At 50.1% G+C, this 13,608-nt stretch carries 14 protein-coding genes and 1 pseudogene; 3 read left to right on the top strand and 12 right to left on the bottom strand.

From position 1 onward, the window contains the following. Positions 1–15: 15 nt before the first annotated feature. The gene (locus tag CFF01_RS06580; protein WP_198387137.1) at positions 16–882 is read right to left on the bottom strand and encodes a hypothetical protein; all 867 of its coding nucleotides are present in this window, start codon (positions 880–882) and stop codon (positions 16–18) included. 155 nt (positions 883–1,037) lie between these two features. Between CFF01_RS06580 and CFF01_RS06575 the strand changes: the two genes are divergently transcribed. After that, positions 1,038–1,901, top strand: coding sequence for an RluA family pseudouridine synthase (locus tag CFF01_RS06575; RefSeq protein WP_088904272.1), 864 nt, complete (start codon positions 1,038–1,040; stop codon positions 1,899–1,901). Here the strand turns inward: CFF01_RS06575 and CFF01_RS06570 are convergent. From CFF01_RS06570 to CFF01_RS06550, 5 genes and pseudogenes are all read right to left on the bottom strand, one after another. Next, positions 1,891–3,852, bottom strand: coding sequence for a monovalent cation:proton antiporter-2 (CPA2) family protein (locus CFF01_RS06570; protein ID WP_088904271.1), 1,962 nt, complete (start codon positions 3,850–3,852; stop codon positions 1,891–1,893). The genes CFF01_RS06575 and CFF01_RS06570 overlap by 11 nt on opposite strands. Before the next feature lie 5 nt (positions 3,853–3,857). Then, positions 3,858–4,475, bottom strand: coding sequence for an NAD(P)H-dependent oxidoreductase (locus CFF01_RS06565; protein WP_088905895.1), 618 nt, complete (start codon positions 4,473–4,475; stop codon positions 3,858–3,860). A 117-nt stretch (positions 4,476–4,592) separates the two neighbouring features. After that, positions 4,593–5,079 (bottom strand): annotated as a pseudogene (locus CFF01_RS06560) (GNAT family N-acetyltransferase). Positions 5,080–5,122: 43 nt separating this feature from the next. Further along, complete coding sequence (gene metA, locus CFF01_RS06555) at positions 5,123–6,082, bottom strand: homoserine O-acetyltransferase MetA (RefSeq protein ID WP_088904270.1); 960 nt, start codon at positions 6,080–6,082, stop codon at positions 5,123–5,125. A gap of 73 nt (positions 6,083–6,155) precedes the next feature. After that, positions 6,156–6,557, bottom strand: coding sequence for a YbaY family lipoprotein (locus CFF01_RS06550; RefSeq protein ID WP_088904269.1), 402 nt, complete (start codon positions 6,555–6,557; stop codon positions 6,156–6,158). 118 nt (positions 6,558–6,675) lie between these two features. On the opposite strand from CFF01_RS06550, the gene CFF01_RS06545 reads away from it, so the two are divergent. Further along, positions 6,676–7,446: an SDR family NAD(P)-dependent oxidoreductase gene (locus tag CFF01_RS06545; protein WP_033537630.1), complete on the top strand. Its 771-nt coding sequence runs from the start codon at positions 6,676–6,678 to the stop codon at positions 7,444–7,446. Positions 7,447–7,516: 70 nt separating this feature from the next. Here the strand turns inward: CFF01_RS06545 and ompW are convergent, their stop codons facing one another. The 5 genes from ompW to CFF01_RS06520 form a co-directional block, all read right to left on the bottom strand. Continuing rightward, complete coding sequence (gene ompW, locus CFF01_RS06540) at positions 7,517–8,158, bottom strand: outer membrane protein OmpW (protein WP_198387136.1); 642 nt, start codon at positions 8,156–8,158, stop codon at positions 7,517–7,519. A 560-nt stretch (positions 8,159–8,718) separates the two neighbouring features. Next, positions 8,719–9,057, bottom strand: a complete 339-nt coding sequence (locus tag CFF01_RS06535) for a hypothetical protein (RefSeq protein WP_088904267.1) — start codon at positions 9,055–9,057, stop codon at positions 8,719–8,721. 207 nt (positions 9,058–9,264) lie between these two features. Then, positions 9,265–9,654, bottom strand: coding sequence for a YbaY family lipoprotein (locus tag CFF01_RS06530; RefSeq protein ID WP_088904266.1), 390 nt, complete (start codon positions 9,652–9,654; stop codon positions 9,265–9,267). A gap of 23 nt (positions 9,655–9,677) precedes the next feature. Beyond that, positions 9,678–10,541, bottom strand: a complete 864-nt coding sequence (gene tesB / locus CFF01_RS06525; RefSeq protein WP_088904265.1) for an acyl-CoA thioesterase II — start codon at positions 10,539–10,541, stop codon at positions 9,678–9,680. Between the two features lie 251 nt (positions 10,542–10,792). Beyond that, complete coding sequence (locus CFF01_RS06520; protein WP_033537625.1) at positions 10,793–11,710, bottom strand: SDR family NAD(P)-dependent oxidoreductase; 918 nt, start codon at positions 11,708–11,710, stop codon at positions 10,793–10,795. 402 nt (positions 11,711–12,112) lie between these two features. Here CFF01_RS06520 and CFF01_RS06515 point away from each other — a divergent pair, with 402 nt between their 5' ends. Further along, positions 12,113–12,985, top strand: a complete 873-nt coding sequence (locus CFF01_RS06515; protein ID WP_033537624.1) for a 1,4-dihydroxy-2-naphthoate polyprenyltransferase — start codon at positions 12,113–12,115, stop codon at positions 12,983–12,985. A gap of 77 nt (positions 12,986–13,062) precedes the next feature. Here the strand turns inward: CFF01_RS06515 and CFF01_RS06510 are convergent, their stop codons facing one another. Beyond that, positions 13,063–13,602 carry an aldolase/citrate lyase/malate synthase family protein gene (locus CFF01_RS06510; protein WP_033537623.1) on the bottom strand — a complete coding sequence of 180 codons (540 nt, stop codon included), beginning with the start codon at positions 13,600–13,602 and terminating at the stop codon, positions 13,063–13,065. Positions 13,603–13,608: the final 6 nt, after the last annotated feature.

Here is a 13,608-nt window from a genome sequence, read left to right as displayed (position 1 = left end):
GTAAAATCAGCATCATTAATCGAGCCAGAGTTCAGACTCAGTTAACAATTTCTTGCTTTCCTGGGACAACAAAGGGTTGTCCAACCGAAACAAACGCCGCTCGGCTAACTTAGCCCGATTCAACATACCTTCTGTTATGGCATGATGATAAAAAAACTCATCGAAACTGCCATCTACCAGGGCCGCTCGCAGGCCATGCTCGATCCGCTCCGCCAGCCCCGGATTTTGTGGGTTGACAAAGAAATAGAGGGGCGCCGGATAGACGATAACAAAGTGGGGATCCACCATCAGCGTATCTTTATCGGCTATCTCACCCCAAGGCTCATGTAAGGCGCGTAGAAAATAGTCGAAACGACGTTTCTCCAACATATCCAGCAGATGGTGATCGGCACCGTACACTAAGGTAAAGCCCTGGCGCTGCAAAATATCACTGTCGGGCCAGTCAAATCCCTGACCGACGGAAATCGCCTGCAACTGCTCTAGGCGAGTAATATTTGCAAAACGCGCTTCATCCTCCTTGCGAATGATGGCGATTCGATGGCCCATCAGCCCTTTTAGCAGCGGAAAATAGACCGCGCGCAACTGCTGCTCGCGACTCATACTGGTCATGGTCCACACCACATCCAACTTGCCTTGCTCTACGAGTTTGATGGTTCGCCTTTGGGACATATCCAGTGGCACCGCTTGCATCAGATAGTCGCCATATCGATCTCGACTTTTCTCCATGGCCAGGCGCAGCAGGTCGATATAGTAGCTCTGCTTATTATCGACAAAGTGAGTCGACAAATAATAACGAACCAGAACAGGGGCTTCCTCAGCCAACACACCGCCTCCCGCGCAAATGAGCAAACCTGCGAGCACACTTACGATCAATCGCCTCATCCACTCCTCCCTGGTGATCACTGTCCACGCCATGGTATTACCGCCTAGCTTGAGTATAGCAGCGCAAAAGCCATGCCCGCCTTCAGAAAAAGCCCCTCAAACTCTCACTAAAATGGTGTAAACTGTCGGGCCTGAATACAAGGTCATTAAGCCCCATGCCCCAAGAGACTATACCAACCAAATGTGAATGCCACCTCACCATCAAAGAGACCCAGACTGACGCCTGTGGCCAACTGGCTATGGCAAGCCAACTCTCAAAACAGGCGATAAAGCAGGCGATGACCAAAGGTGCTGTGTGGCTCACCCGAGGGAAATACACCCAGCGACTGCGCCGAGCAAAGAAACCACTACAAATCGACGATGAGTTGCACCTCTATTACAATAGTGATGTGCTTAACCAAAGTGTCGACGATGCACAGTTAATCTTAGATAAGGGCGATTACAGCATCTGGTACAAACCCTACGCCATGTTGTGTCAGGGATCAAAATGGAGCGATCACACCACCATCAATCGCTTTGTAGAGACCCACCTCACGCCTCAGCGTCCGGCCTTCATCATCCACCGACTGGACAGAGCTGCCACTGGGCTGGTGATCATAGGTCACAGTAAGAAAACCACGGCGGCGCTGGCGGCTCAATTTGAACAGCGTGAGCTAGATAAGCAGTACCGAGTGATAGTTAAAGGTGAATTTCCCGAGGCGACTCGCACCATAGACACTGAGGTCGATGGCAAGGCCGCGCGCTCCCATGCCTCACTTATTGAATATGATCCCGAGCTTGATATGTCGCTGGTACAGGTAAACATCGAGACAGGGCGTAAACACCAGATCCGTATCCATATGGCCAGCATTGGCTACCCAGTCGTGGGCGACAGGCAGCATGGTGATGCCACAGCCGGCGATCCCAACCTGCAGTTGACCGCCTGCTTCCTAAATTTCACCTGTCCTGTGAGTCATGAGCCAATGCAGCTGGCACTGCCCGAGGCGCTACAACCCAATCTCTCCGCCCTTAAGGCTTGATCTGATCCTCTGGGGGCGTTAATGGCAGCGGCTCATCGCCGTCAAGCAACTCATCATAGCCCTTGGGCGGCGGGGTCCAGCCTCGATCGCTCATGGCATGCTTATCGGTACGATCCCTTGTCATGGCGGCCTTAATCGTCTCCTCTAACTCAATGAACAGCTTACGGTAGTTGTTGTCGAAACGCTCACCGCTGCTGTCATCTTTCCAGGCACGATAGAGCATATCTGAACTGCGCTTCTCGATACGCTTGAAGGTATTTTTCTGCTGCTCCACATGAAAAGGATGAAACCCCAAACATTTCATGGCATCGGCCCCTAACTCTAGCGCCGACAGCAGGGTCTCCTTCTGAATAAAATCGGCGCCCGCATCACGCAGTAGATAGGCATGGCCTCGGTCAAATGCCCGCGCCAGTATCTTCACTTTCGGGTAGCTGTGTTTAACATATTTCACCAGCTCCACCGCCCCCTCGCGATTGTCCATGGCGACCACCAAGAGCGCCGCCTCATCTATCCCGGCCGTATGCAGTAGATCCGGTCGGGTGGCATCCCCAAAATAGCTTTTTACGTTAATGCTGCGCAGCATGTCGACCTGACTTATCTGATGATCCAGCACCACTGTCTTGATGCCATTGGCGCTGAGTAGACGATTAACTACTTGGCCGAATCGACCGACGCCAGCGATGATCACACTGCCGCGCTCATCAATTTGATCGGCTTCCCGCTCGGCGCTGCTGGTGCGATATTTAGGCTCAATCACCCGCTCGAATAAGATAAACAGACCAGGGGTCAGCATCATACTCAGGGCCACCACCAATGAAAGCTGCTGCGCCAACTCAACAGGTAACACATGGTTTTGCACCGTGAAGCTAAGCAGCACAAAGCCAAACTCCCCAGCCTGAGCAAGGCTCAGGGCAAACAACCAGCGATCGCTCTGACGGATCTTAAACACTAAGCTGAGCAGTAAAAGTACCACCACTTTGAGCAAGATGATCCCCAGCGTCAGGCCAATGATCAGGCCAAAATCTTGCCATAGGATGCCAAAGTCTATCCCGGCGCCCACAGTGATAAAGAAAAGCCCCAGCAGCAAACCTTTAAAGGGCTCAATATTGGACTCCAACTCATGGCGAAATTCACTGTTAGCGAGTACCACACCAGCTAAAAAGGTACCCAAGGCAGGCGATAGCCCGACCAAACTCATCAGCGCCGCAATGCCTATGACCAGCATGAGCGCGGTCGCGGTAAAGATTTCCCGCAGTCCAGAGGCAGCGACAAAACGAAACAGCGGCCGACTCAAGTAGTGCCCGCCCACCACCAAACTGGCTATTGCGGCGACGATCACTATGGCATAGGCCCAGGGCGGCAGCCCAGCCACCAGGCTCATCTCATCATGATGCTCGGCAACCTGAGTAGCCGCCTGCTGCGCCTTATCCACCAGCTCGGGGAGCGCCAACAAAGGAATAAAGGCCAACATAGGGATCACGGCGATATCTTGAAACAGCAATACCGAGAAGGCATTGCGTCCGCCATCGGTGCGGCTTAGCCCCTTTTCATTAAAGGTCTGCAGCACTATGGCCGTGGAAGAAAGCGCGAAAATAAGGCCGATGGTGAGAGCTATGCTCCACTGCATATCAACATAGAGCGCGATAGCCATCACGGCTGCGGCGCTTAAGAACACCTGCAAGCCACCAAGCCCCATCAGGCGATGACGCATAGCCCAGAGCATTTTGGGCTCAAGCTCCAACCCGACGACAAACAACATCATCACCACGCCAAATTCGGCAAAGTGTTGAATAACCCAGGTTTCATCGCCCACCAGGCCGATCACAGGCCCTATCACCACCCCGGCGATCAAATACCCCAGCACTGAGCCCAGACCAAACCGCTTTGCCAGGGGCACAGCTATTACGGCGGCAACCAGATAAATAAAAGCCTGTAGAAAATAGCTCGTCATGGCGCTTACCCCATTATGATCTGATCAAGATGGCCGTTTAGCTTGGCCAGCTTAGCGGCCACTCGGCGATTGACTTTTCCAGCCACCAAGGCGCTCAACAGGGAACGCCAGTCACTCAGGTGCTGAGCCATCAGGCCATCTTCGATGGCGGTGCGCGCCCCAAACAGCGCAAAGGGCGGCAGATAGCGCATCCCTGTCAGGCTGGCGGTCTGCTCAAGGGGCGCCAATAGTTGTCTCAGGGTAAAATGGTTATAACCCTCAGTCTGGTAGGCCTCTTCCTTGCCCCCTGCTGTGATGGCGCAGAAAAAGGTCTTTTCTTTGAGCGCATTACCATCGGTGCCATAGGCAAAGCCATATTCCAGCACTAAGTCCTGCCACTCCTTCAAGATAGCGGGCGTCGAATACCAGTAGAGGGGAAACTGAAAGATCACCACGTCATGACTCAGCAGTCGTTGTTGCTCCCGCTCGATATCGATATCAAATTCGGGATACTCACCGTAGAGATCCACTGCGGTGACGCCAGGAATCGTCTTGGCAAGGTTATACAGGGGAAGATTGACTTCGGATCTGTGCTGCGAAGGATGGGCCAATAACAGGAGTACAGCTTGGTTTTTCTCTGACATGAGGATCCATTCTCGAAGGTAAGCGAGCGGGCGCTGCGTCTCGTTAAAATAGCGCCTTACACCTTGTTCTTCAACCGCCACGCAGCTATCAGGATAACAAAACTAGCTGCAAGCCTCCTAGGGAGTGCGGAAAAGAAGGAGACTCACGCCATCGTCTTGATAGCTATCTATCTGCACCATGCCAGCCTTTTCCAGTACCCGGCTAGAAGCTGGGTTATCAAGCATCACCTCGGCATAGACACAGTCGATACCTAGGGTCTCGCGAGCATAGCGCAAACAGGCAGTGACGGCTTCGGTGGCAAGCCCTTTTCCCCAGTATTCGGGCAGCATACGATAGCCGATATCTATGCCACCCTGCCCTCGGTTAAGTAAGGATTCATACTTTATGCCACAGAAACCGATCAGCTGTTTATCAGCCTTGTTGATCAATGCATAACGGGCAAAAACCATGTTCTCGGTACCCCGCCAGCCAATAGTTTTCTATGATCCGCCTGGCATCTTCCAGGCTCTTGACCGCATCTGCATCACCTGTATAGCGCACCACATCGGGATTCGCGGCAAAACGATACACATCCTCGGCATCCTCCAGCACAAACTGGCGCATGCACAGCCTGGGGGTATCGATAAGGATCGGCCCGCCGTAAGAGTTACTCCAGCTCATCTTTATACTCATGTTCCCAAGGAGTGATAGCGTTCATATCATCAAGATCATAAGGCGTCAGCTGGTAGACATAATAGTTGAGCCAATTGCTGACCAGGAGACTGCCATGACCATGCCAGCGAGCCACTGGCGGCAGGCTGGGATCGTCATTGCGAAAATAGTTTTTCGGCACCTTAGGGCTAAGCCCCTCGGCAAGATCCCTTTGATACTCATCGCTTAAGGTCGATTTTTGATATTCGGGGTGCCCCATCACGAACAGGTTACGGTTGTTGCGGCTCAGCACCAAGTAAGCGCCCGCCTCATCGGACTCGGCCAACACCTGCAGATCCTTGTGAGCCTTGAGATCCTCCACATCCATTTCGGCAAAGCGAGAGTGAGGCGCAAAAAACTCATCATCGAAACCGCGCAGCAAAGGGAAATGTTTACAGGTTCTTTGATGGTTAAACACCCCTGAACGCTTAGCCGACAGCAGTTTGCGCTGCAAGCCGTAGAGATGATACAGGGCCGCATGAGCTGCCCAACACAGAAAGAGCACAGAGGTGACATGCTCTTGCGACCAGTCGATGATCTCACGAATATGGTCCCAGTAAGTCACCTCTTCAAATTCAATTTGCCCTAAAGGCGCACCGGTTATGATCAGGCCATCGTAATTTTTGTGACGAACCGCCTCAAAATCACGATAGAAGTTGTCCATATGATCGATAGAGGTGTGCTTAGAGGCTTTATCGTGAATACGCAGCAGATCCACATCCACCTGTAGCGGCGTGTTGCCGAGTAATCGCAACAGCTGAGTCTCAGTCTCTATCTTGTTTGGCATCAGGTTCAAGATCAGCACCTTCATCGGTCTGATATCCTGATTTGCCGCCCGGGTTTCGGACATAACAAAGATATTTTCTGATTCGAGTATTTCCGCCGCTGGCAGATTATCGGGAATTTTTACCGGCATACCGCGCCTCTTTCGATCTCGTTAACAAACAACCACATAGGGCCAGTAATCGCTATCGGCGCGGTGTTTAATCTTACCTACCGACGCGCTGCACTAACACTGAGATAGGCGAGCTATCGCCTAAATCTATGGGGTACGATTGAGTATTAATAAACATCAGCTTGCCATCTAAAGTGATCTTGGCACCGACTGTGTACCTATGGCCTGCCTCAAACTGATCCCTAGGAATGACAAAATTAAAAGGCGCAGGCGTTGTCACATCGTCTCTGTCAAAGGCCGCCAACACCACAGCAGGGGCATCCATCTTAGACACATCCTGAATTTGCACCGATAGCACAGCCTCAGGCGGTAACGCCATACGCTCCTTAAACCACACTTCCCCTTGGATCTCCACACTGGCATTGGGTGTCGCACAAGCTGCCAGTAAACCAGCGCTCATCGCCATTGCCACTACCGGGCTTAACCATCTGTTCATACTCTTGCTCCTAATCATACATCAAGACTTCTGGATGTCCATATGTCTATATTATAAATCTTGTTCTCAATCAGATATCTTCATATCATAGGCTAACCATTTGATGTCGAATAGCCTCATGTCTCAAGCTACAGCCATAATTGTGGGCGCCAGCTCACTTGTCAGTCGCGAAATCGCCAAACAACTCGCCGAGCAAGGTGTCGAACTGGCACTCCTGGCACAAGATACCGAATCACTTCAAGAGTTTGCCAATGGGCTGCCCACAAAAGTCAGCCTGCATCCATTGGCCATTACCGAGCCCAAGGCAATTATCAACACCCTAGAGTCTGTATGGCAGCAACTCGGTGGCGCCCACCTTGTGATAGTCAATACTGGCCTCAACGGCTATGATGCCTCGCTGCCATGGCAACTTGACCAAGATATTATTACCGTCAATGTGCAGGGCTACAGCGCCATATGCAATACGGCATTTCGATTATTTGTCGAACAGGGCTATGGCCAACTAGCGGCCATCAACTCTATCGCCGGTCTACGTGGCGGCCCTAACGTGGCCTACCACGCCTCTAAGGCCTACGCCAGCAGTTACCTAGAGGGGCTAAGTATGCATGCCCAACGCTTAAAGCTGCCAATCACTATCACAGATCTGCAGTTAGGCTTGCTGGACAAAGCCGCCATGCAGAAGAGTCGCCTCTGGCTATCACCGCCCCAAGAGGTCGCCCGTCAGGCCATCAAGGCGATGCAGAAGGCAAAGCGCAGAGCCTATATCACCAAGCGCTGGCGACTCGTCGCCTGGCTAACTAAGCTGCTACCAGAATTTATCTACAACACCCGTCACTGGCGCACCAAAGAAGAACGTAAAGCGGCAAAAGCAGCTAAAAAGACGCAGTAACCTGATACGTTAAAAATAGACAACAAAAAAGGAGCCCTTTGGCTCCTTTTTTATTATCGAAAACTCAGATTTAGAAAGTGTAACCAAAGCTCACCATGTAAACCCATGGGTCGATGTCGGTTTCAATTTTCACTGGAGTATCACCTAAATTGAATTTAACATCAGTGCTGATTTGTGCATACCAAACAGAAGCGTTAAACAGCCAATTCTTATTGAATTGATAGTCAAAACCTACCTGCGCAGCCCATCCCCAAGAGTTACTTAGGCTAAGGTCAGTCAATGCGCCATCCAGATCATTAGTGAATTCGTTATCGAAGAAGTTAGTGAAGTTCACACCCACACCGATATAAGGACGCACGCTAGACTCTGCAGAACTGAAGTAATACTGAGCCACTAAAGTTGGTGGCAGGTGCTTAGTCTCTGCAATCTTGCCTACGCCATCTAAAGAAACATCATGGCTAAATGGCGTTGCCGCTAATAGCTCAATACCCCAGTTATCACTCAGCATGTAACCAAAGTTAAGACCTAATTGGGTATTGTTACTAACATTGAACTCACCAAAACCAGCAACATCTTGGCTAGATTCGTTAGGGGCAACAACAGCGGCACCAGCACGAATAATAACATCACCAGCTTGGTGTGCAGAGGCTGTAAATCCAGTAGACAGTAGGGTGGCAGCGATCAGACCTGAAACGATAGTTTTTTTCATCATACTACTCCATTAACACAACAGTTACTGTTGTTTTTATTATCAAATTCCTTACATTTGCGCGTATCCTGCCAGACAAATAACGAGGAGTTATTGATCTAAATCAACAAGCCTAACTTGCACCTCTTTTTAAATACCCCGACACGATACATATCACACAAAACAAACAAATATTGACAATACACCTTTTATTACTGTGACAAGCATCCGACTTGCCGACTTATTAAGCGCCGAATTGGCAAAGCTAAGCGAAATGACAATTTACAATCTATTAACACAGGTTTTGGCACCATGAAAAGAGAGGGGGAAGAGAGGGGGAAGAGATGAAAGGAGAGATAGCGGTCATTGAAATCGCTTTGTGTAATTGAGTTTTTAGGCAAAACAAAGGTGCAGGCTCAGGGCAATCCTGGGGACGTCAAAAAGCCCAGTACATCCTAAGCTCTACATCTGATGAGGGAGATAAGAAATTGGTTAGGTAAATAGAAGACAGCTGCTGCGATTTAACCAGTCCCTCGGCATGCCAAAAGCTAGCGTTTACACTATTTCCTCTAACGGGCTAGTGACTAGACACTGCTGCCAAACAGCAGAAAGCATAAGGCGAGAGTCAACAGTCCAAGATTGGCCAGCAACACTTGGCTCTGCGCTTCTGTCAGGTCAGCAAAATCTATAGCCGTATCTTCCTTAGATGCCAAATCTTGATGTGGGCCTGCTTTATCTGTTAAGTCTTGACGGTGAGAACCGCCAATAAATGAAGTTGGGGTGGGCAGCTGAAATTCAGCGACCATTCCTGGTTGTGAACTCCTCAACGCCTTGGGGTTGTTGTGTCTATCGAGAGGGTTTTCTTGAGTTAGCGCCGCTTCGGGCAAACTCCCAATAAGATGATGACTGCCGACAAATTGCATCTGCTCTTCCTTGATTATTATTATCTTTCCACCCTATTGGATAAAATATAACAAATCAACAGATCATAGTGCGCTACTGAATGAAATTTTCTCAAGATTCATCCTTTGTAAAACATGTCTGAGCAATAGAGCAATCCGCTAAGAATGAATAGATAAATCATAGGGGCATAAAAAAGGAGCCCTAGGGCTCCTTGTTATTATCTGGTGCTATTTAACCAGTTTCATCACCACCTCAGTGGTGTATTTACCGTTATTGATCACCGGAAACTTATCGTAAGTTTGGAAGATCACCTTCCCCTGATACTGAATCATTGCCACCACACCATAATTGACGTGGCTTTCAATGGTCTCTCGGGCAAAGGTAAACTTAAACGGCACGGGAGCCCTGGCAATATCAAAGGTTTTCTGGGCGACGATGACACCAGGGGTATCGAGATCGATCACAGCTATGGTCACGCTGCATCCCTGAGGCAGGTTAACCCTTTCCAAATAGCCTGCGGCTCCATTGACAATAATGGGTGGCTCTGGCTCTACGGTCACACACCCCGCCAACATCAGCAGCAAAGTGGCTAAAATGACTTTCATTCTAATCTTCATTTCTTTCAACCTACCTAAATCCTTTATCCCTGTGTTAGTCGAATCAAACCTTCCTGGGTAGCCGATGCGACTAACTCACCGGACTCAGTATAAAACTCGCCGCGAACAAACCCCCTACTGCCACTGGCATTAGGACTCTCAATGCTATAAAGCAACCATTGACTCAAATCGACGGGACGATGGAACCACATAGCATGATCTATGGTCGCCATACGCATACCCGGAGTTAAAAACGACACGCCATGTGGCTGAGCCGCGGTAACCAAGAAGTTAAAGTCAGAAGCATAGGCCAGCAGATACTCATGAACAGAGAGATCATTTGGCACCTTGCCATTGGCACGGATCCACACATAGCGCTTGGGATCACTTTGCTTGGGGGCCACAGGTGTCGATGGATTCACCAAACGCATCTCCAAAGGCGAGTCAGCCATATATCTCTCAAGCACCTTAGTTGGCACCTTATCTGTCAGGGTCATCGCCAACTCTTGCTGATTCAGTAAACCCTCAGGGCCTGGCACATCAGGCATTTGGTTTTGATGATTGAATCCGGTTTCTGGCTTCTGAAAAGAGCAGGTCATGTAAAAGATGGGTCTGCCCTTCTGAATCGCCTTTACCCGGCGTGCACTAAAGCTGCCACCGTCGCGCATATTCTCGACATCATAGACAATAGGTAGCTTTTCATCACCGGAGCGCAAAAAATAGGAATGGAAGGAGTGAACATGACGTTCGGCGTCAACCGTTTGCGCTGCAGCGCTCAAAGCCTGCCCCATTACCTGACCACCAAACACATGACCAAAACCCAGATCTTGGCTTTGCCCCCGATAGAGGCCTGCCTCTATCTGCTCTAGCGATAATAGGGATAACAAATCATCTAACACGTGACTCATACGATCTCACCGATATTTTATCTAACTTGACCGTTAAGCTTACCTTAAACGACGCTAACCTTACTAGCTTAACCTGAGCTTCTCTTAGCCCCTTGCAGCAAAGTTTGGCCCCAGTTAACAAGCTTGTCATCTCGCTAAACCGAGCATCACATCCCAGCCAAAGCCTATGGGCAACAAAGCACAAAAACCGCTCTGCAGCTCAAGAAGTTAACGCAAGAATAGTGGACAGGATCAGCAAGTCGAATATAGCACTACTCTATATCAACGTTATGCTCGGCGGCACTGCGCTTAGCCCAAGCCGTCACCTGCTCCTCGCCGCTCTCATGATATAAATATGGCTGGGCGCGGTAGAGTTCGTCCCAACGATGGGCGATCTCCTCAGGCTTACAGCCATCTTCTATAATGCGCAGCGGCTGACATTCGACAAACATTCCGTGACTAACACTGCCGGCGGCAACCAGCAGATGTTGGCCAGTGCAGGCCTTGGCAGAACAAAGATACAGGAGTGCGGCATTAACCGACGAGGTACTAAATAAGGGTTTCACCAGAGGGCTAAGGTGATGTTCTGTCATAGGAGTGAGCGCCTGAGGCACTAAGGTGTTGACGTAAATATTATATTCCCGTCCCTCCTTAGCCAGGCTATTGACCAGACCTACTAGCGCCATCTTACTGGCACTGAAATGGGTTTCGTGCATATCCCCATAGAGACCACTGGCGCTGCCCGTCATAACGATACGGCCATAATTTTGCTGTTTCATTAACGGCCAGACCAATTTAGTCAGGTGAAAGCTGCCATTGAGATCCACATCCAATTGCTGCTGCCACTGTTCAAAGCTCAAAGTATCGAAAGGCACGGTTGAGTGGACCCCGGCGTTATTGATCAAAATATCAATACGTCCCCAACGGGTCATGACAGTATCTACCGCCTCTTTTAAGGCCTGAGGATTACGAACATCGAGTTGAAATGTCAAACAATCGGCACCCAGCCCTGCTAGGGTTTTGGCTGTCTTGTTGAGACCGGCACCACTATATGTCTGGCAGCCGCTATCCGCGATACCTGAATCGATAAGGACCACGCGTGCGCCGCGCTCGGCTAAAGCAATCCCATAGGCCCGGCCTAGGCCGGATCCAGCCCCTGTGACAATGGCAACCTGTTCATCAAAACGCATTACCCTATTCCTTGTCTTACCCTTCGAGGAGACTGCCGACGAGGTTTACGCATAATTCTATATAAATTAATTAGATAAGCTTAAACCAAAGCTCACAGTTTCCTACTGTCAGACAGCTATCACAGCATATAAAAAGGGATATGTCTTTGAGGCTAGCTGCAAATTTATGCTTAAAATCACTTGGAGATGTGCGCCGCTTCAAAAATACACAAAGTTTTAACAGTGCCGTTAAGCTTTGTTAAAACTGATAGCAAGCAGAAGTGGCAAACCACACAAATAAAACGAAGCTGTTCACATAATGCTAATTCAAGCGCTTCATCGAGTTCGCCTTTTTTGCTATGCTTGGTCAAAGTTTGTCGAGCTTCGCTCCCATCCCCACCCTAACAACTACGAACTCACATAATGAATCCCTGGATTTTGGCGACACGCCCCCGTACTTTACCTGCAGCCATTGGCCCCCTTTTGGTCGGCAATGCGCTTGCACTTTCACTAACGCAATTTAGCTGGCTGATTGCTGCCACCTCAATGCTGTGCGCCCTGCTGCTGCAGATCGCCGTCAACCTCGCCAACGACTACTTCGACTTTAAGAGTGGTATCGATACCGAAGAGCGACTAGGCCCGGTACGAGTCACCCAAAGTGGCCTGCTTGCCCCCAACAAGGTACGCAATGCCATGGTGGCTTGCTTAGTGCTGGCGCTATTAGTTGGCTCACTATTGATTTACCACGGTGGCTGGCCTATCGCCATCTTAGCCGCGGCCTCAATACTCGGCGCCCTGGGGTATAGTGGCGGCCCCTATCCGCTGGCCTCACATGGCCTTGGTGAGGTCGCCGCCTTTGTCTTCTTCGGCTTGGTTGCCGTCGTAGGCAGCTACTATCTGCAGGCCAATGACACCAGCATTGCCGCCTGGATTTTAGGCAGTGCCATCGGCCTGTTTAACGCCGCCGTAATGCTGGTCAACAATACCCGCGACATTCCCACAGATACCAAAGCGGGCAAGCACACCCTGGCGGTTAAAATTGGCGAAGGGCAAGCCAGAGTCCTATATCAGGCACTGGTATACCTACCTTTTGCACTCATCATTGGTGGCTTCTTGCTGGGCTTACTACCTGGTCTGCCTGTCTTACTCGGTGGACTCTCTCTGGTATTGGCGCGTAAATTAAACAGCGAATTTAGCCAAACCTCGGGGGCGGCATTAAACCCCCTATTAGGACGCACCGCCAAGCTCACGGTGATCTTTAGCGCTCTGTTCAGCTTAGGACTGGCCCTGGCGTAAACGTCAGGCTGAATACAAATAGCCATAAAAAATGCCAGCGAAATGCTGGCATTTTTTATAGCGAGTCGATGGAAAGATCACAGGCAGTATTCGTTGCCATCTTTTGAAGTGAACTCCTTGCAATGCTTATCGGCTTGGCCAGTCACCAGGCTGGTCCAGCTGCGCTGACAAGGGCTCTGCTCGCTATTAACTATCGTCATCAATGCCGCCTCGACCTGTACATCATTGATGCCTGCCAGATCATGACGTCCCTGCTCACCTCTACGATCGATGGCAATCTCAATATGAAAACCATTATTTTTCAGCACTAGAGAGCTAGGCTCACACTTGTGACCCGACAGCGCCACAAACTGTTTTGGCTGTGCCAGACCACTCTGGCTGCCATCGGCGAAGAAGGCTAGCAGTTGCTTGTAGTAAATCACATAGCTGCAGACATCCTGATGCGAACCCTGATCCAGGGGAAAATACTGATCTAAGATCTGCTTGGCATAGGTCAAGGTATCTTGCTCCTGACCTTGTGGGGCCAGAGCGTTATTTCCGTTTATCAGTGTCATTGGCATTACCTGCTTGATGAAGTTGTAAATACTCTGGTCTAGTTGCTCTGTATGCATATTCATCGCCTC

Source organism: Shewanella marisflavi, assembly GCF_002215585.1.
Lineage (GTDB): Bacteria > Pseudomonadota > Gammaproteobacteria > Enterobacterales > Shewanellaceae > Shewanella > Shewanella marisflavi.
Note: the sequence above shows the minus strand (reverse complement) of the source record. Positions and strands in the feature narration are given on the sequence as shown.

What these genes read in the sequence shown, in the direction of transcription:
- CFF01_RS06580 (WP_198387137.1), bottom strand. Translation starts at nt 882, where the DNA reads ATGAGGCGATTGATCGTAAGTGTGCTCGCAGGTTTGCTCATTTGCGCG.
- CFF01_RS06575 (WP_088904272.1), top strand. Translation starts at nt 1,038, where the DNA reads ATGCCCCAAGAGACTATACCAACCAAATGTGAATGCCACCTCACCATC.
- CFF01_RS06570 (WP_088904271.1), bottom strand. Translation starts at nt 3,852, where the DNA reads ATGACGAGCTATTTTCTACAGGCTTTTATTTATCTGGTTGCCGCCGTA.
- CFF01_RS06565 (WP_088905895.1), bottom strand. Translation starts at nt 4,475, where the DNA reads ATGTCAGAGAAAAACCAAGCTGTACTCCTGTTATTGGCCCATCCTTCG.
- metA (WP_088904270.1), bottom strand. Translation starts at nt 6,082, where the DNA reads ATGCCGGTAAAAATTCCCGATAATCTGCCAGCGGCGGAAATACTCGAA.
- CFF01_RS06550 (WP_088904269.1), bottom strand. Translation starts at nt 6,557, where the DNA reads ATGAACAGATGGTTAAGCCCGGTAGTGGCAATGGCGATGAGCGCTGGT.
- CFF01_RS06545 (WP_033537630.1), top strand. Translation starts at nt 6,676, where the DNA reads ATGTCTCAAGCTACAGCCATAATTGTGGGCGCCAGCTCACTTGTCAGT.
- ompW (WP_198387136.1), bottom strand. Translation starts at nt 8,158, where the DNA reads ATGATGAAAAAAACTATCGTTTCAGGTCTGATCGCTGCCACCCTACTG.
- CFF01_RS06535 (WP_088904267.1), bottom strand. Translation starts at nt 9,057, where the DNA reads ATGCAATTTGTCGGCAGTCATCATCTTATTGGGAGTTTGCCCGAAGCG.
- CFF01_RS06530 (WP_088904266.1), bottom strand. Translation starts at nt 9,654, where the DNA reads ATGAAGATTAGAATGAAAGTCATTTTAGCCACTTTGCTGCTGATGTTG.
- tesB (WP_088904265.1), bottom strand. Translation starts at nt 10,541, where the DNA reads ATGAGTCACGTGTTAGATGATTTGTTATCCCTATTATCGCTAGAGCAG.
- CFF01_RS06520 (WP_033537625.1), bottom strand. Translation starts at nt 11,710, where the DNA reads ATGCGTTTTGATGAACAGGTTGCCATTGTCACAGGGGCTGGATCCGGC.
- CFF01_RS06515 (WP_033537624.1), top strand. Translation starts at nt 12,113, where the DNA reads ATGAATCCCTGGATTTTGGCGACACGCCCCCGTACTTTACCTGCAGCC.
- CFF01_RS06510 (WP_033537623.1), bottom strand. Translation starts at nt 13,602, where the DNA reads ATGAATATGCATACAGAGCAACTAGACCAGAGTATTTACAACTTCATC.